The 16,222-nt window shown below is 70.7% G+C and carries 15 protein-coding genes; 2 read left to right on the top strand and 13 right to left on the bottom strand.

All coding sequences use genetic code 11. The annotated features are described in order from the left end of the window. Positions 1-10: 10 nt before the first annotated feature. Positions 11-1,051: a hypothetical protein gene (locus JYJ93_RS32725; protein ID WP_206798482.1), complete on the bottom strand. Its 1,041-nt coding sequence runs from the start codon at positions 1,049-1,051 to the stop codon at positions 11-13. A gap of 149 nt (positions 1,052-1,200) precedes the next feature. On the opposite strand from JYJ93_RS32725, the gene JYJ93_RS32730 reads away from it, so the two are divergent. Next, positions 1,201-1,482 carry a hypothetical protein gene (locus JYJ93_RS32730; RefSeq protein ID WP_206798483.1) on the top strand — a complete coding sequence of 94 codons (282 nt, stop codon included), beginning with the start codon at positions 1,201-1,203 and terminating at the stop codon, positions 1,480-1,482. Positions 1,483-1,510: 28 nt separating this feature from the next. Here JYJ93_RS32730 and JYJ93_RS32735 read toward each other — a convergent pair whose 3' ends face one another. The 4 genes from JYJ93_RS32735 to JYJ93_RS32750 all read right to left on the bottom strand — a co-directional run bounded on the left by JYJ93_RS32735 (position 1,511) and on the right by JYJ93_RS32750 (position 7,011). Further along, the gene (locus JYJ93_RS32735) at positions 1,511-2,986 is read right to left on the bottom strand and encodes a putative metal-binding motif-containing protein (RefSeq protein WP_206798484.1); all 1,476 of its coding nucleotides are present in this window, start codon (positions 2,984-2,986) and stop codon (positions 1,511-1,513) included. Positions 2,987-3,012: 26 nt separating this feature from the next. Further along, positions 3,013-4,488, bottom strand: coding sequence for a putative metal-binding motif-containing protein (locus JYJ93_RS32740; RefSeq protein WP_206798485.1), 1,476 nt, complete (start codon positions 4,486-4,488; stop codon positions 3,013-3,015). A gap of 11 nt (positions 4,489-4,499) precedes the next feature. Continuing rightward, on the bottom strand, positions 4,500-5,993 hold the full coding sequence (locus JYJ93_RS32745; RefSeq protein WP_206798486.1) for a putative metal-binding motif-containing protein: 1,494 nt from the start codon (positions 5,991-5,993) through the stop codon (positions 4,500-4,502). 91 nt (positions 5,994-6,084) lie between these two features. Next, positions 6,085-7,011 carry an RluA family pseudouridine synthase gene (locus JYJ93_RS32750; RefSeq protein WP_206798487.1) on the bottom strand — a complete coding sequence of 309 codons (927 nt, stop codon included), beginning with the start codon at positions 7,009-7,011 and terminating at the stop codon, positions 6,085-6,087. A gap of 99 nt (positions 7,012-7,110) precedes the next feature. Between JYJ93_RS32750 and JYJ93_RS32755 the strand changes: the two genes are divergently transcribed. Continuing rightward, positions 7,111-8,346, top strand: a complete 1,236-nt coding sequence (locus JYJ93_RS32755) for an MFS transporter (RefSeq protein ID WP_206798488.1) — start codon at positions 7,111-7,113, stop codon at positions 8,344-8,346. 5 nt (positions 8,347-8,351) lie between these two features. On the opposite strand, the gene JYJ93_RS32760 is transcribed toward JYJ93_RS32755, so the two are convergent. From JYJ93_RS32760 to lysW, 8 genes are all read right to left on the bottom strand, one after another. Next, on the bottom strand, positions 8,352-9,428 hold the full coding sequence (locus tag JYJ93_RS32760; RefSeq protein WP_206798489.1) for a M20/M25/M40 family metallo-hydrolase: 1,077 nt from the start codon (positions 9,426-9,428) through the stop codon (positions 8,352-8,354). Continuing rightward, positions 9,415-10,284, bottom strand: a complete 870-nt coding sequence (locus tag JYJ93_RS32765) for a [LysW]-aminoadipate kinase (RefSeq protein WP_206798490.1) — start codon at positions 10,282-10,284, stop codon at positions 9,415-9,417. Before JYJ93_RS32765 ends, JYJ93_RS32760 begins: the two co-directional genes overlap by 14 nt. Continuing rightward, a complete protein-coding gene (locus tag JYJ93_RS32770) occupies positions 10,281-11,057 on the bottom strand; it encodes an SDR family oxidoreductase (RefSeq protein ID WP_206798491.1) in 777 nt (258 codons plus the stop codon). The genes JYJ93_RS32765 and JYJ93_RS32770 overlap by 4 nt, the downstream gene beginning before the upstream one ends. 1,188 nt (positions 11,058-12,245) lie before the next feature. Continuing rightward, entirely contained in the window at positions 12,246-13,238 is a 993-nt protein-coding gene (locus tag JYJ93_RS32775) for a sulfotransferase (protein WP_206798492.1), read from the bottom strand. Then, complete coding sequence (locus tag JYJ93_RS32780; RefSeq protein ID WP_206798493.1) at positions 13,238-14,083, bottom strand: family 3 encapsulin nanocompartment shell protein; 846 nt, start codon at positions 14,081-14,083, stop codon at positions 13,238-13,240. The genes JYJ93_RS32775 and JYJ93_RS32780 overlap by 1 nt, the downstream gene beginning before the upstream one ends. Positions 14,084-14,113: 30 nt before the next feature. Continuing rightward, entirely contained in the window at positions 14,114-15,157 is a 1,044-nt protein-coding gene (gene argC / locus JYJ93_RS32785) for an N-acetyl-gamma-glutamyl-phosphate reductase (protein WP_206798494.1), read from the bottom strand. Next, a complete protein-coding gene (locus JYJ93_RS32790; protein WP_206798495.1) occupies positions 15,154-16,008 on the bottom strand; it encodes a RimK family alpha-L-glutamate ligase in 855 nt (284 codons plus the stop codon). Before JYJ93_RS32790 ends, argC begins: the two co-directional genes overlap by 4 nt. Positions 16,009-16,017: 9 nt before the next feature. Next, entirely contained in the window at positions 16,018-16,221 is a 204-nt protein-coding gene (gene lysW, locus JYJ93_RS32795) for a lysine biosynthesis protein LysW (protein WP_120551333.1), read from the bottom strand. Between the last annotated feature and the right edge of the window lies 1 nt (position 16,222).

Below are 16,222 nucleotides of genomic sequence, written 5' to 3' on the forward strand. Positions count from 1 at the left end.
GCCGCGCAGTCTACGTGAGCCAGTCCAGGGCGTTGTCCTCCAGGGGCGGGAGCCAGCCCCTGCGACGCCGGGTGATGATCTCCTCACGCCAGGTCTCGCGTCCCCCCGGGATGGGCCAGGCGCGCGAGACGGTCCCCCGGGGGGCGGGGGTGAAGTTGAGCACCAGCATGCGGTTGACGCGGTCGACGGTCTCCGGCGTCGCGCCCGCGCGCAGCTGGAACTCCGCGCTGAACAGGGCGCCCTCCTCGCGGACGGTGCTCGCGGGCCGCGGCGGGGTGATGAAGGGCCACAACCCCAAAAGCGGAGGCTCCACGCCTTCGAGCAGCGCCGCGTGCAGGCGGTCATGGCCATCCAGCACCAGCCACCTCGCCAGGATGTCCACGTAGAGCAGCAGCGCGGGCGGCAGCGTCCCGTCCCGTGCGCGCTTGCGCCAGCTCTTCACGCGTCCATCCTCGGGCGAAGAAGGCACGCGCAGTCCCAGCACCACCCCCGGCGCATGTTCGGCCCGTGCCTCCCACCAGTCCTCCTTCCAGGCAGTGAGGAACCGCGTCACCGCGGACAGCGAGTGCGGCGGCATGAGCGGCTGACCGAAGCCCCACTCCATGGGGGAGACCGGATGCCGCTCCGCCTTCTCCCCGGAGATGGCGCGCACGGGGCGCAGACACCAGGACCCGGCATGGAGCACCGGCAACGGGGCCTCCACGAGCGCGCGCGCCACCCGCCAGTTCCAGGCCTCCCACCAGGCCTCGGTGCCGGAGGCGGCCTCCACGGCCCGGACCTCAGGCGCGGACAGGAGCGGCAGGACCTGGGGAAACAGGGCCGTTCCCCGGAGGAAGACGGCGCGGTCCCAGTAGGAGTCGATGCGGGCCCAGAGCAGCGTCTGCCGCATGCCGCGCAACCGGATGCGGTAGCCGGGCGCCGCATCCAGGTGCATGGCGGGCCTTTGCGTCCAGCGGCCCGCGGCGGGGACCTGCAGCAGCAGGCCGGGGCCAGGGGTCTCCAGTCCCCAGCTCCGCGTGTCATCGGCGACGATGGAGACTCCCGGGTTCATGCGCCGTGCTCCTGGTGGTGCCCGGACCCCACACGGGCCGCGGGAGCGTAACCGACCGCACGGCAGGCATGCGGCCGTGCACGAACGCCCGCCTCCCCCTGCCGTCCCGCGTGGGCGCACCCCACCTTGGGGGCAGGAGGTGATGCGACATGGCGGACAGGATTCTTGAGCAGCAGCATGAGCACGAGCGGGAGCAGGAGCGCGAGCGGCTGCGTGAGCAGGAGCAGAAGGACCTGGAGGTGGAGTCGCGTCGCGGCGCTCGCCCCCTGGAGGGCTTCGCGGGAGGCCATACGACGTGGACCGGCGACCAGGACGACGACGCCGCCGCCCGTGTGCACGCCGGTGACGCCGAGGCCTCCTGGGAGGCCAGTGAGCGGCAGGCCCGGCTGGAACCGCCCGAGCCCGACGACGAGGACGACACCGGCCGGTAGCCGTCCTCGGTGATGAGGCCCCTCGGGGTCAGGGCGCGCAGTAGCGCACGGACTGGAGGGTATGGGCTTCCGTCGGCGTGTTGGTGGAGGTCATCACGAGCGCCCCCATCCAGTGGCCCGGGAGCTCATGCATCAGCACCCATTGCGCAAAGCGGTGCAGGGGCATGGGCCCGGGTCCCGGGCTCCGGTCCGTCGCGATGCCATTCAGCCCGAGGGTCCAGAACCGGCCTTCCCAGTTGAAGAGGTCGTCGCCCGACGTCCCGGGCGATACGGCGCGTACGCCGAGCCAGGCCATCTGGAGCCCGCGTGACGTCAGGGTGGCGCCGAACCACGGCGTCTCTCCCTCTGCCGCGGTGGCGAGCGTCGCCGGAGCGCCGCCGGTGAAGAGGGACCGGACCTGCTTGAGCTGATGGGGACGGACCGACGTCTCGCGGTACAGCAGCAGGGGATCACCGGGTGTGCCGCCTGCCCCCGGAGCCGAGCTCAGCAATTGGGCGATGGGCGAATTTCCCACGTCCAGCATCCGCTGCTCGCTGATGCTCGTCAGGTCCGAGTTGTTCCGCCAGAGCTGGATGCGTGACGGGGATTCCGGACCGTGGTCCTCCACCACCATCGCCAGGAACCCTCCATCCTCGAGCGCCAGCACGGTCGGCTTGGAGAGGACGACCTGTTCCTGCGTCCTGAACAGGATCCAGGGTCCGCTCAACCGCTTTCCGTCCGCATCCACGACCAGCCCCTGGGTCTCCCTGTAATCCTCCGTCACCACGTTCCACATCACCGCGAGCCGCTGTCCGTCCAGGGAGGTGGCCACCCCCGCGGAGACCGGGACCTGGGGATATTCGAAAACGACGACGCCCCCCGGAGTGCCGACGGGGTTGCCCTGCTCGTCGAGCTGAACGAGGCGTCCTTGCGACACGGAGGACGGGCTCGTGTACCGGCCCACATAGACGAGCGCCGGTCCGTGCGAGGTCCGAACCAGGCGGGCCATGGTGACCGGCTCCGCGCCGGGCGCCACGGGCACCTGCGTCGTGGCCTGCAGCGCCAGGGATTCATCAAGGCGACGAATCTGGACGGTGTCCTGCCCCGCCACGGACACCACGAGGAAGCCCCCCGCCACGGGCAGGCTGTCCACGATGCCTCCGTGCGGAGGCGTCCCCAGCGGAGCGACGTCCGCCCAGGTGGCCGGATCCGTCACGCCGTCACAGTCGTTGTCCAGACCGTCGCAGCGCGTCTCCGTCGCCTCATAGTTTTCGCCGTAGGAGCGCGCGGTGCACACGGGCTCATAGGCGCCGTCCACCATGGCCCGCTTCGCCCCGGCGCACACGCCCTGGGTCTTTTCGCAGGGCAGGGCCTCCGCTACGCCACTGTCCGGTGTGCCCGCGTCGTCCGTGACGCCGGCATCCACCTGGGTGCCGGCGTCCGGCACGGGCTCCGGCGGCTTCGTGGAGGAATCACAGCCCGCGAGCAGCAGGGCCATCACCAACGACACAGGTCCCAACGACATCTTTCGCGAATGCATGGTCTCTTGGCTCAAGGGGCGCAGTAACGAAGCGAGTGGAGGGTGTAGGACTCGGGGCTGACGGTGGCGGTCATCATGAGCGCGCCCATCCAGCGGTCCGGGAGCTCATGCAGCAGCACCCATTCCCCGTTCCGGTGAAGAGGCATGGGCGCGGGTCCGGGCGTCCAATCCGTCACGACGCCCGAAGGGCTCATGCCCCAGAGCCGCCCGTCGTAGATGAAGCCCGACTCCTGGCCGGGAACGGGCACATGGCCCATGGAGGTCCAGGCCAACTGAAGCCCCCGTGACGTCATCGTGGCGCCAAGCACGCTGGACTCGCTCCACGCCGCGGACGTCAGCGTCACGGGCATGCCCCCCGCGAAGAGGTGCCGCACCTCATGGAGCCTGGGAGTGTGCCCATCCGGTTCGCGGTAGAGCATCACCGGCTCTTCCCCACCCTCCTTCGCGGGCATCATCAGCAGCTTGGGAACCGCCCTATACGCCACGGCGAGGCGACGCTCGTCTCCCACGAGTCCCAATTCGCGGTCATGACGCCGCAACCGGATGTGGTTGTCATCGAACGTGCCCACGCCCTCGGACGCCGTCACCAGGAAGTTCCCATCCCCCATGGCCAGCACCCTCGGCGAATAGAGTTCGGGCGAGTCCGACTGGAAGATCACCCGGGGCGGGACCAGGACCTGTCCGGCGGGATCCACGAGCATGCCCTGCACCTGTCGGACACCGGTGATCCCCGGGGCCCAGACTACGGAGATCCGCTGGCCGTCCACGGACGCGGCCACGCGCGCGAACAGAAAGGCCGTGGGCTGCTCGAAGAGCACCACGCCTCCGGGAGAGCCAATGGGTGCGCCCTGTTCATCCAGTTGCACGAGGCGTCCTTCGGCGGGGGTCCCCGTCTTGACATGCAGCGCGGTGAAGTAGAGGGCAGGGCCGCGAACGGTCCGCACCAGTTGTGCGTCCGTCACGTGAGAGAAGTCTGGACCCTGAGGGATCCTCGACGTGCCCTGGAGGTTCAGGGATTCGTCGAACCGGAGCACCTCGATCCACTCCGGGCTGTCGACGTAGACCATCAGGAAGCCCCCTGCCACGGGCAGGCTGTCCACCGACCTCTCGTAGGGCGCCCATTTCAGGGGAGCGACGTCCGTCCAGGTGGCCGGATCCGTCACGCCGTCACAGTCGTTGTCCAGACCGTCGCAGCGCGTCTCCGTCGCCTCGTAGTTTTCGCCGTAGGAGCGCGCGGTGCACACGGGCTCATAGGCGCCGTCCACCATGGCCCGCTTCGCCCCGGCGCACACGCCCTGGGTCTTTTCACAGGGCAGGGCCTCCGCCACACCGCTGTCCGGTGTGCCCGCGTCGTCCGTGACGCCGGCATCCACCTGGGTGCCGGCGTCCGGCACGGGCTCCGGCGGCTTCGTGGACGAATCACAGCCCGCGAGCAGCAGGGCCATCACCAACGACACAGGTCCCAACGACATCATCCGCGAATGCATGGTCCCTCCAATCAAGGCGCGCAGTAGCGCAGCGACCGCAAGGTGTACGTCCTGGGCTGATCCGTGGCGGTCATCGTGAGCGCCCCCAGCTGATGCCCCGCCAGCTCATGCAGCCTCACCCAGGACGAGGCGACGTGCATGGGAATGGACGGGGTGCCAGGCGTCCAATCCGTCACGATGCCGCTCGCGCTCCGCCCCCAGAGCCGCCCTTCGACGCTGAAGGAGGCATCCCCGGAGGGATTGGACACGAAGAGCATGGAGACCCACGCCAGCTGGAGTCCCCGGGAGGTCATCGTCGCGCCGAACTCGGCGGTCTGGCTCTGCTTCGTGGCGGTCAGGCTCTCCGCCATGCCCTGGTCGAAGAGCGACCGCACCTGCAGGAACTGGGGCGTGAATCCATGCGGATCCCGGTAGAGCAACGTCGGCTCGCCCGCGCCGCCCTCTTCCAAGGGAGCCGTCAGCATCAGCCTGGGAGCGGCCGCGTACTTCACGGTGAGGATGCGCTCATCCCCCACGGGCAGGAGCTCACGGTCGTAACGCTGCAGCCAGACACGCGTGTCATCGAACGTGCCCGCCTTGTTCTCGTTCGCCTTCACCAGGAACCCGCCATCCCCCAGGCCCAGCACCTCCGCCGCGGAGAGATCAAGCGAGTCCGACCGGTACAGCACGCGAGGAGCCGCCAGGACCTGGCCGGTGGGGTCCACCGTCATGCCCTGCACCTCGCGGGCACCGGCGAGCTCCCACGTCCAGGTCACCGCGAGCCGCTCTCCATCCAGGGAGGGGGCCACGTGTCCATTCGCCCAGGTGTAGGGCCCTTCGAAGAGGACGGCACTCTCGCCCATGGGAGTGCCCCGCTCATCGAGCTGCAAGAGGCTGCCCCGGACGAAGTAGCTCGGCTCGGAGTACACGACGATGGAGAAGAGCGCCGGCCCGCGAGCGGTCCGCAGCAGCTGCGCCCTCGACACCCGGATGGGCGCGGGCGACATCGGCAGCGCGGCCCTGCCCTGCAACGCCAGGGCTGCATCCAGCCGGAGCAGCTCGATGGCCGCCAGACCGTCGGAGGAGACGAACAGGAAGCCCCCCGCCACGGGCAGGCTGTCCGCCCATTTCTCGTCCGGAGCCCACTGCATCGGCGCGGCATCCGCCCACGTCGTCGGATCCGTCACCCCGTCGCAGTCGTTGTCCAGGCCGTCGCAGCGCGTCTCCGTCGCCTCGTAGTCCGCGCCATAGGAGCGAGCGGTGCACACGGGCTCGAAGGCGCCATCCACCCACGCGTGCTTCGCTCCCGCGCAGACGCCGAGGGTCTTCTCGCAGGGCGGCCCTTCCGGCACCACGCCGCTGTCCGGCGTGCCCGCATCATCCGTGACGCCCGCGTCCGCCCCCGCATCCACCGTCGTGCCGGCGTCCCCCCCGGGAGCCGACGGACTCGTGGAGGAGCCACATCCCACGAGCCACAACGCCGCCACCAGCGACACACTGCCCCAACCCTTCATCAGCGATTGCATGTTCCCCTCTAGGCGCCCGGCACCGCTCACGGAGCAGTGACCGGACGCGGAACCTGACGTCCCGTCAGGCCCACCGGTTCCCAAAAAACTATCATGCGCCCCCGCGCAGCACCGCGAGCCCCCGCTGGAAGTCCTCCGGCGGCGGCGACTCCACCTGGACCACCTGGCCTGTCGCGGAGGACGGCACCTCCAGCCTCCACGCATGCAGGGCCTGACGCCCCACCGCGAGCGCCGCAGGGTGCCTGCGCGCCTCCTCCGTGCCGTAGAGCGAATCCCCCAGCACCGGGAATCCGGCCTCCGACAGCTGCACGCGGATCTGATGCGTGCGCCCCGTGTCCAGGTCGATGTCCAGGAGCGCCCCCTCCCGGAACCGCTCGCGCACCGTGAACGTCAGCGCCGCCCGGCGCGCGGAGGGCACGCGGGTCGTGAAGCGGCGCGGATCCTTCGGGTCCCTCGCGTACGGTCCCTCCAGGTGCCCCGTGTCCGGCGGACGGCCCAGCACCAGCGTCTGGTAGCGCTTGTCCACGCGCTTCTCCTGGAACGCCTTCAGGAGCGCCGCCACCGCGTCATCCGTCCGGGCCAATGCCAGACATCCGCTCGTCTCCCGGTCCAACCGGTGCACCACGCCCGGCTGGGCCACGCCCTCCACGTCGAACGGGGGGCAGCGCGCCGCGAGCAGCCCCACCACGGACGCCGCCCGCCCCTCCGGCTCCACCACCAGCCCCGGCGGCTTCGCCACGATGACCAGCGCCGCGTCGTCGTACAGCACCGGCAGCGCCGGGCCCTCCTCGGAGGCACGCGGCGAGGGCCGCGGCTCCGGCACCTCCAGGGTGAGTTCCTCGCCGCCCCACAGCTTGCGCGTGGCCTGCGCCTTCTTGCCCCGGATGCGCACGCGCCCCGCGTCCAGCATCGCCCGGGCCCGCTCCGGCGTGAGGCCGGGGACGTGCTTCGTCAGGAACCGGTCGAGCCGATCACCAGCAATCTCCCGGGGAACCACGAGAACCTTGTGCCGCGTCATGGGTTTCCCCGTCTCCCAAGGCAGGCAGGGAGTCAACCACCGTGTAGGCGTGCGCCCACCGAGCATGCGTCAGGGACGCGCTGTAGAAAGAGTACCGCCGTGGCCACCTCCTTGTTCTCACGTTCGGGCTCCGCCCGGGCCCTGTCTCATCGCGACTTCACCCTTCTCTGGCTGGGCACGCTCGTGTCGAACATCGGCACGTGGATGGAGTCCGTGGCCCTGGGGGTCTACGTCACGCAGGTGACGGGCCAGGCCGCGTGGACGGGCGGGGTCGCCGCGCTGACGCACCTGCCTTCGTTGGTGCTCGCGCCCCTGGGTGGAGCGCTCGCGGACCGCTTCGACCGGCGCACCTTCATGGCCGTGTGCATCTGCGTGCAGGCGCTGCTGGCCGCGCTGCTCACGGTGCTGGCCGGGACGAACAACCTGTCGGTGCCGTGGGTGGCGGTCCTCTCGCTGCTCAACGGCGCGTTCAGCACGCTGGTCATCCCCTGCGCCACGGCGCTCACCGTGGCCGTGGTGCCCCCGGAGGACCTGCACAACGCGCTCAGCCTGGACTCGGCGCAGTTCAACCTGGGGCGCATCATCGGGCCCGTGCTGGCCGCGCTCGTGCTGACGAAGGTGGGCATCGCCGGGGCGCTGTTCGTCAACACGCTGTCCTTCCTCGCCGTGCTGCTGGCGCTCGCGGGGATGCGCGGCGCGGCGAGCACCCTGCCCCCCAAGGTGGATTCGCTGTGGGCCGGCATCATGCGGGGCGTGCGCCTGGCGTGGACGGATCCGGGCATCGCGCTCGCGCTGGGCTCCGGGGCGCTGGTGGGCCTGCTCATCTCCCCCTTCGTGGGCCTGGTGCCGGTGTTCGCGCTGAAGGTGCTGGGTGGGGACGCGACCACCACGTCCATGCTGCTCACGGCGCAGGGGACGGGCGCGGTCATCGCGGCGTTCGGCTCCGGCGCCCTCGCCGCGAGGATGGGGCGGCGCGCCTTCCTGGAGTCGGCGCTGCTGCTCGTGGGGCTGTGCTCCGCCGCGTACTGGCTGTCCCCCACGCTGCCGGTGGCCCTGGTGACGCTGTTCATCCTGGGCGCCGTGTACCTGGTCGCATTCACGGGCCTGAAGACGGTGTGCCAGGCGCGCACGCCGCCGGAGTTGCAGGCGCGCGTGAGCAGCCTGTTCCTGCTGCTGGTGAACGCGGGCTACATCCTGGGCGTCTGGGGCCAGGGCGCGCTGTCGGACCGCGTGGGTGTGCGGCCCATCACCGCGGGCTGTGCCCTGCTCTTCTTCGGCATCGTGGTGGGGATGCGGACCCTGCGCGCGAGGGGCCTGGCCGCGCTGGGCACCTGAGCGTTTCAGCCTCCCGCGGTCCCCTTCACCGGCAGGAGCGCCAGCACGCGCGCGAGCACCGCGACGCCCTCCTCGTACTCCGGCAGGTCGATGTGCTCGTTCGGCGTGTGGTCCAGCGCGGCGTCGCCGGGGCCGTACGCCACGGTGGGCACGGCCCACGCGGAGGCCACGGTGTTCCAGTCGGACGTGCCGGTCTTCAGGCGCAGCGTGGGCTTCACGCCGCGCTCGCGGATGGCCTGCTTGAAGACGCGGGAGAGCGCGTCGTTGCCATTCGTGGACACGGCGTTCTTCCGGGCCACGGTGCGCACCGTCACGGAGGGCACGGTGGCCAGCGCCGCGAGCAGGGCATCGGTGTCCGTGGACGGGCCGGTGCGGATGCTCACGGCGGCCGTGGCCCACTCCTCCGTCTCCGTGGCGCCGGTGTGGAAGGCGTTGAGGGAGGGCAGGTTCTGCTCGAAGAGGGACGGGCGCTCGCGGTTCCAGTCGTCACACAGGCGCTTGAGCGCGTTCCACGCGTCGATGACGTGCTCGGCGGCGGCGCGGTAGTCGCGGCTCGCGGTATGGCGGCGGCTGGCGCGGTGCTCCAGGTCCAGGCGCAAGAGGCCCTTGTAGCCGATGGTCACCGCGTGCGCGCCGCTGGGCTCGCCGTTGATGACGAAGTCCGGGGCGTACTGGTCGCGCACGTGCAGGGCGCCGCGGGTGATGGCGACCTCCTCCTCCACGCAGCCCAGGAGCAGGAACTGCTTGCCGGCGCGCTCCGCGTCGTCCAGCAGCTCCACGGCTTCGATGAACGCGCACAGCGGTCCCTTGGCGTCCACCGCGCCCCGGCCGTAGAGCTTCTGGCCCTCCAGCCGCACGGGCACCTCTCCGGGCACGGTGTCGATGTGGCCCAGGAACGCGATGACGGTGTCTCCGTCCCCGTAGCGGGCGACGGCGTTGCCCACGGGGTCGGTGTGGGCCCGCCAGCCGCGAGCGCCCAGCCGCTCCACCAGCGCTCCGGCGAAGGAGGCCTCCTGGTGGCTGGGGCTGTACTGCTCCACCATCCACCGCAACAAGTCGACGCCTGGCTCACGCGCCCGCATCCGCCGTGCCTCCCTCGCGAAGGGTGAACTTCGTACCGCCCGTCTCCTCCAGCGCGGAGAACACCGGCCGGGCCACGCGCGACGCGCTCACGTAAGCGGTCGGAACTCCGCCGTGCAGCGCGCGGCGCACGGCCTCCAGCTTGTAGCGCATGCGTCCACCGGCCAGCGGCATGCAGCCCTCCACGTCGTCGCTGGAGCGCACCAGCGAGCCCGGGTCCTTCGGATCCGCGAGCAGCCCCGGCACGTTGGAGAGGATGACCAGGGCCTTCGCGCCCAGCGCCGCCGAGATGGACGACGCCACGTGGTCCGCGTCCACGTTCACGAGCACGCCGTCCTCCGTCACCGCGGGAGGACACACGACGGGCACGTAGCCGCCCTCCAGCAGCGTCCCCAGGAGCGCCGAGTTCACCGAGGAGACCTCGCCCGCCAGGTGCTCGCGGTCGATGCGCATGCGCCCATCGGAGTCCTGCAACTTGAGGGGAGGCCGGCGGCGCGCGGTGAGCACGCGGCCGTCCGCGCCGCACAGGCCCAGGGCGGTGACGCCCTTCGCGAGCAGCGCCAGCACCACGGCCTTGTTGACCTCGCCCACCCACGCCATGGTGAGCGCGCGCAGCGTGGGCGCGTAGGTGAGGCGCACGACGTTGCCGTTCGCGGTGGTGGCCTCCGGGCGCTCCAGGCCCAGCGAGCCCAGGAGCCGCTCACCGGCCTCCGAACCGCCGTTGACGACGACGACGCGCTCGCCCTGGCGGACGAGCTCCACGACGTCCGAGCAGACGTTCTCCAGGTCCACGCCCGCCGCGCCGCCAATCTTCACGACGACGGGACGGCGGGAGGAAGAGGCAGGCGTCGCGCTCATCCGATGACGCTCGCGCCACCGTCCACGAGTTGCACGGTGCCGGTGATGAAGGAAGCGCGCTCGCTGGCGAGGAACACCGCCGCGGCGGCGAACTCCTCCGGGAGCCCCACGCGCTTGAGCGGGATGTGTGCCCCCATGGCGCGAAGGCCCGCCTCCACGTCACCCGCGTTGCCGGCGGTGCGCTCCACCGGAGGCGTGCGCATGTAGCCCGGAGCCAGCACATTGACGGTGATACCGGCATCGCCCAGTTCCTGCACCAGCGCGGCGGAGAAGCCGAGGATTCCCATGCGAGCAAAGCCGGACAGCGCGAAGCGGGCCACCGGCCGGTGCACGGTCTCCGAGGTGATGAACAGCAAGCGTCCCCATCCGGCCTTCTTCAGGTGCGGGAGCGCCGCGAGCGCCAGGGAGATGGGAGGCAGCAGCACCGCGTCCGCCGCGCTCCGGTACGCATCCACGCCGAAGGTGGAGGCCGGGCCCGGAGGAGGGCCGCCGCTGTTGGTGACGACGACGTGCAGCGTGCCCAGTGTGGCGACCACCTCCTCCACCCAGCGGCGCACGTCCGCGTCATCCTTCACGTCCACGCGAGACGCCAGCACCCTGCCGCTCCGGGCCACGGACTTGAGCCGAGCCTCCGCCTGAGCCAGCCGGTCGGTATCCCGAGCACCGATGGCGACATGCGCGCCCTCCTTCGCCAGTTCCTCCGCGACAGCGAGCCCCAGCCCGCTGGAGCCACCAGCGACGAGCGCGACCTTGTTGGCGAGTCCCAGTTCCATCCGCGTCCCTCCAGAAGTTGGCGCAAGGCCGCCGCCGAACGACCACACCCGACATCACTGAACCGCACCCACGAGGGTCGAGGCATGCCAGCCCGTCCCCGCCCTCGTCGAAACCCGCCCGGCGCACGTCACTGAAGACCAGGCCCAGCGAGCGCCGCCGTTCGCCCTATCGAAACAAGCCCCAGACGCGCCACCTCGCCCCGCCTTCACGCCGGACGAAGCCGCGTTGACGGAGCCCTATCCCCAACCCTGCCCGACCGCACCGGGGCACAGCCCACAAGCCCCGGATTCCCCCGAGCGCATTCCGCCCGGCACGCCCAAACCGGTCCGACTGACAGGATTCCCCCGCCCGACCGCAGCGGACAGCCCCTCCAGCGACGACGTTCCCAAACGGGTCCGACTGTCGAACAGGTTTCCGTGCTCCAGATGGAGCGACGATCCCCGGCCACGACTCGCCCAAATCGGTCCGACTGTCCGACAGGGTTCCAGTCGCCCGATTGGAACGACGGTCCCCAACCACGACTTTCCAAAACCTGTCCGACGGTCCGACAGGTTTCTGCGGCCTGGATGGACCGGCAGCCCCTGGCACCGGTGCGCCCAAACCGGTCCGACTGTCCGACAGGTTCCGTGCCCAGATGGAACAACGGCCTCACCGCTGCGGTGCGCGTAAAACCTGTCCGACCGTCCGACAAGTTTCCGCAGCCCGGCAGGACCGATGGTTCCCGACCCCGGTGCCCCAAAACCTGTCCGACCGTCCGACAGGCTTCCGCGGCTCGGGCAGGACGAGGTCCCGGACCTCGGTTCTTCAAAACCTGTCCGACTGTCCGACCGGTTTCCTCAACCTGGTCGGGACGAGGTCCCGGGCCCCGGTTCTCCAGAACTTGTCCGACTGTCCGACAGGTTTCCTCGGCTCGGGCGGGACGAGGTCCCGGGCCCCGGTTCTCCAGAACTTGTCCGACTGTCCGACAGGTTTCCGCAGCTTGGTCGGGACGAGGTCCCGGGCTTCGGACCTCCAGAACCTGTCCGGCTGTCCGACAGGTTTCCGGTGCATGGCTGGACCGGAGCGCGCCTGCCGTGGTCCTCAAAACCTGTCCGACTGTCGGACAGGTTTTTTCGGTGCGCCTCCGGCGGGGGCCCAGAAGGTTTCCTGGCTTCTCATCCGTGAGGACCGAGCTCATGGCCGGAGACTCAGGGGCGACGCTCCGCGCCCGCGTCCGGTGCGGCCCCTCCGATGGGTGCTCGCCGTGCTCCGCTGAAGTAGCCGTACTTCGCCATCAGCGGCCAGGCGAGCGCCACGGTGAGCGCCTTCGCTCCGGAGGCCAGCTCCCCCTTCCATGCGTCGTCCTCGCCGCGCAGGAGCGTGGGTCCGCTGCGGAAGCGGTCCGGGTTGCCGGTGACGGTGTGGTTCTTCCCCAGCACCACCGTGCGCCCCTTCACCGGGTTCTGTGCTCGCGGCACGCCCACCAGGTCCAGCACCGTGTCCACGGTGCGGTCCGGCGCGGCGATGAAGTCCTCGTAGCGCAGGAAGAGCGACTGGTCGGGGAACCTCCGCGTCACCTCCTCCGACGCGGCGTTGAAGCCCAGCCAGTACGCCGTGCTGCGCGCGGCGGACATGGGGACGACGTACTGCTTCGTCTTCGTCCACGAGTGCGTCACCGCGCGCGGGTCGCGCACCAGGTGCAGGTACAGCGGCCGGATGCCGTCCACGCGCGGCAGCAGCGCCGCCTCGGACGGGAACTTCCCGCTGTCCACCAACACCGTGCTCCCCGTCGCTCGCGCGATGGTCCGGTACGTGCGCGCCAGGAAGTCCGCGTGCGACTGGAGCGCCTGCGAATCCCCTGCCTCGTCCAGCACCCGCAGCGTGTGCCGCGTGCGCACGGCGGCCTGCTGCCTGCGCACCACCTCCGCCGCATGCGCGCGCGGCGTCAGGCCCGCCGACACGTCGGAGCTCAGCACCGTGTTCCAGATGCCGCACTCCAACAGTTGCTGGCCGCAGCCGCACAACGTGTTGGACCCGTTCCCGTACGCGTTCTTCCAGAGGAAGCTCAGCTCCCCCACGTGGAAGAAGCCCGGGACCTCGTTGAGGACGTTGCCCAGGATGGTGCTGCCGCTGCGGCACCAGCCGGTGATGTAGAGGACCGTGAGCTGCGCGCCCTCACCCTTCGCGCTCGCGGTGGCCATCAGGTCAGCGACGCCACGAAGAAGTGGGTGGGCAGGTGCACCGCGAGCGTCGTGAAGACCTCGCCGTAGGCGGCCAGTCCCTCGCGCGGGAAGATGCCCGGCGGCGGCTCCGCGAACCGGATGACCGAGCGCTGGCTGTCATACAGCGTCGCCGCGGCCGTGAAGTCCCCCACGATGATGGTGCCCGGGTTCACCATGCGCGTGCGGCACAGGCGGATGCCCATGGCCGCCAGGTCCGACAGGAGCGACTGCTGGCCCACCAGGTGCTCGTAGAAGTCCAACGAGTTGATGACGATGCCGTCCGCGGATCCGCCCATCTGCTCCACCTGCGCGCAGGCGTTGAGCAGCGAGGCCACCGCGTTCTTCTTCGCCGGCAGCCGCACGATGCCCGGCGTGTGCATCAGGCCCCGAACGCCCTCCCCACCCTTGCCGATGCACAGCGCCTGGTTCTCCGCCGTGTTCAAACGCACCAGCAACCGGAAGTCGATGAACTGCGCCAGGGACTGCGAATCCTCCAGCAGGTTGCGCGGCACCTGGATCCACGCGCGCGTGGGCTTGAGCGCCTGCGTGTCCTGATGGAACTCGAAGCCCGCTTCCGGGCGCAGCTCCACGTCCTGCACCGGCCCGGCGGGCTTCGTCTGGGGGTGCGTCTCGTACCAGAAGGGGACCGGGTCGCGCTCCGCCTTGGCCGTCTTGAACATGCCGCGCACCGCGATGCGCGGACGGCGCTTGAAGCCGGGGAACGCGTCCACGATGGACGTGTCGTAGTCCACGTGCGCCTTCGTGCCCTGCTTCTGGACCGCGGCCGCGAACACCTCGCCAGGGGATTTCGTGCTCAAGCTCATGGGTGCGGCTCCTCGAAAATGAAAAGCGGTCTAGAGCGGATGCAGGCCCCGGAAGCCCAACCCTTCCGTCTCCGGACGGCCCAGCATCAGGTTCAACGCATGCACCGCCGTGCCGGCGGCGCCCTTCACCAGGTTGTCGATGGCCGCGTTCACCACGATGCGGCCCCGCTCCGCGTCCACGTCCACCGACAAATCACAGTGGTTCGTGCCCAGGAGCGGCCCGGGCTCCGGGAACGGAGAGAGCGACGCGCTGGGGCGCAGGAGCCGCACGAAGGGCTTCTCGCGGTAGCGCGTGGCGATGGCGCGCACCACCTCCGCCTCCTCCACCGGCCGCGCCGCGAAGGCGTGCACCGTGGCCAGGATACCGCGCACGCCCGGCACCGCCGTGGCGCTGAAGTGGATGGTGGGCTGCTGTCCGGTGACGCGCGCCACCACGCCCTCCAGCTCGCCCGTGTGTCGGTGGCCCACCGGCTTGTAGCAGCGCAGCGCGTTCGCGCGCTCCGGGTGGTGCGAGGAGCGGTCCGGCGTGGATCCGCCCCCGGACGAGCCCGTCTTCGCGTCCACCACCAGCACGTCCGGACGCGCGAGCCCCGCGTGCAGGAGCGGCAGGAGCGCCAGCAATCCCGCGTGCGCCATGCAGCCGGGCACCGCGACGTGGCGCGCGTTCGTCAGCGCCTCGCCCATCCACTCCGGCAGGCCGTAGACGAACGCGGGCACGTCGTCCGGGCGCGGGTGCTTGCCGTACCAGCGCGCGTGCCTCGCGGCGTCCAGGCGGAAGTCCGCGCTCAGGTCCACCACCCGCTCCGCCAGCCGGGACACCTTCTGCCAGCGCTGGAGCAGCTCCCCTTGAGGCATGCAGCTCACCAGCACGTCGCAGGGCTCCAGCGCGTCGTGCGGCGTGTAGCGAAGCGTACCCACCCCGCGCAGGTGCGGGTGCGGGAAGTCCAGGCGCTTGCCGGCGAACTGGCCGGAGGTGGCCTGCACCACCTCCACGGCCGGGTGCGCGAGCAACAGGCGCAGCACCTCGCCGCCGGTGTAGCCCGCGGCTCCCAGCACCGCCACGCGCACGCTCATCGCCGGGCTCCCCCGGCTCCGGACGCGACGTACTCCGCGATGAGGTCCGGCAGCGGGACACCCGTCTCGTCGATGCTGCGCGCGAACTCCACGCAGTGGTTGATCTCGTTGACGTAGATGTCGCCGCCGCGCGTCTCCAGCAGGTCCACCGCCACCATGTCCCCACCCACCGCCTCCGCGGCGGCCTCCGCCAGCTTCGCGTGCACCACCGGCACCTCGTAGCGCTCCGGCACGGCGCCGCGCGCGGTGTTGGTGATCCAATGCTCGGAGCGCCGCCGCAAGCCACCCACCGCGCGGCCGATGACGTAGACGCGCAGGTCGTAGCCCGGCTTGTCCACGTACTCCTGCACCAGGGCCACGTGGTCCTGCGCCCCGCCGGTGCCGAAGCGCGTGGACAGCACGCCCTCCGCGGCGGAGCGCGAGTCCAGCCGGGCCACCATCCGGCCCCAGCTCCCCAGCACGGGCTTGGTCACCACCGGGTAGCCCTTCTGCTCGATTGCCTCCAGGCACGCGTCCTCGTCGAAGGCCACGAACGACCACGGCGTGGGCACGCCCTTCGCGGCCAGCGCGGCGCTGGTGAGCGCCTTGTCCCCGCACAGGGAGATGGTCCGCGCGCTGTTGAGCACGCGCAGCCCCTTCATCTCCAGGAACGTGGCCAGGTAGCGCGCACGCGTGAAGGACATGCTGCGCATCAACACGGTGTCGGCCTCGGTGACGCGCTGTCGATCCATCGACAGCACCATCCCGGAGTCCTGCACCAGGTTGACGGCGCAGTCGCGCCTGCGCAGCGCCTCGAGGAGGAGCTTCTCCTCGGTGCGCACGCGCGTATAGACGAGGTCGACCTTGCGCATGGCGCGGGGCTACTCCCCCCAGTCTTCCTCGACCTCGGGTGCTTCCTCGAGCCGCAGCGGGTTGACGCCCACCACCTCCAGTTCGGCGGAGCAGCCGTCACAGGAGAGCACCTCGCCCACGATGCGGTTGCCGCCCGGCACCGGCTGCGCACACAGCGGACACTGCTCGGGGGGCACGGACTGCGTCATCGGATTCGGATTCTGGACCTGCATG

Source organism: Corallococcus sp. NCSPR001 (assembly GCF_017309135.1).
Taxonomy (GTDB): Bacteria; Myxococcota; Myxococcia; order Myxococcales; family Myxococcaceae; genus Corallococcus.

Bases quoted from the DNA above. Each gene is read 5' to 3' on its own strand.
- JYJ93_RS32745 (WP_206798486.1), bottom strand. From the start codon at position 5,993: ATGCAATCGCTGATGAAGGGTTGGGGCAGTGTGTCGCTGGTGGCGGCG.
- JYJ93_RS32740 (WP_206798485.1), bottom strand. From the start codon at position 4,488: ATGCATTCGCGGATGATGTCGTTGGGACCTGTGTCGTTGGTGATGGCC.
- JYJ93_RS32790 (WP_206798495.1), bottom strand. From the start codon at position 16,008: ATGCGCAAGGTCGACCTCGTCTATACGCGCGTGCGCACCGAGGAGAAG.
- JYJ93_RS32725 (WP_206798482.1), bottom strand. From the start codon at position 1,051: ATGAACCCGGGAGTCTCCATCGTCGCCGATGACACGCGGAGCTGGGGA.
- JYJ93_RS32770 (WP_206798491.1), bottom strand. From the start codon at position 11,057: ATGGAACTGGGACTCGCCAACAAGGTCGCGCTCGTCGCTGGTGGCTCC.
- JYJ93_RS32735 (WP_206798484.1), bottom strand. From the start codon at position 2,986: ATGTCGTTGGGACCTGTGTCGTTGGTGATGGCCCTGCTGCTCGCGGGC.
- argC (WP_206798494.1), bottom strand. From the start codon at position 15,157: ATGAGCGTGCGCGTGGCGGTGCTGGGAGCCGCGGGCTACACCGGCGGC.
- JYJ93_RS32780 (WP_206798493.1), bottom strand. From the start codon at position 14,083: ATGAGCTTGAGCACGAAATCCCCTGGCGAGGTGTTCGCGGCCGCGGTC.
- JYJ93_RS32750 (WP_206798487.1), bottom strand. From the start codon at position 7,011: ATGACGCGGCACAAGGTTCTCGTGGTTCCCCGGGAGATTGCTGGTGAT.
- JYJ93_RS32775 (WP_206798492.1), bottom strand. From the start codon at position 13,238: ATGGCCACCGCGAGCGCGAAGGGTGAGGGCGCGCAGCTCACGGTCCTC.
- JYJ93_RS32765 (WP_206798490.1), bottom strand. From the start codon at position 10,284: ATGAGCGCGACGCCTGCCTCTTCCTCCCGCCGTCCCGTCGTCGTGAAG.
- JYJ93_RS32760 (WP_206798489.1), bottom strand. From the start codon at position 9,428: ATGCGGGCGCGTGAGCCAGGCGTCGACTTGTTGCGGTGGATGGTGGAG.
- lysW (WP_120551333.1), bottom strand. From the start codon at position 16,221: ATGCAGGTCCAGAATCCGAATCCGATGACGCAGTCCGTGCCCCCCGAG.
- JYJ93_RS32730 (WP_206798483.1), top strand. From the start codon at position 1,201: ATGGCGGACAGGATTCTTGAGCAGCAGCATGAGCACGAGCGGGAGCAG.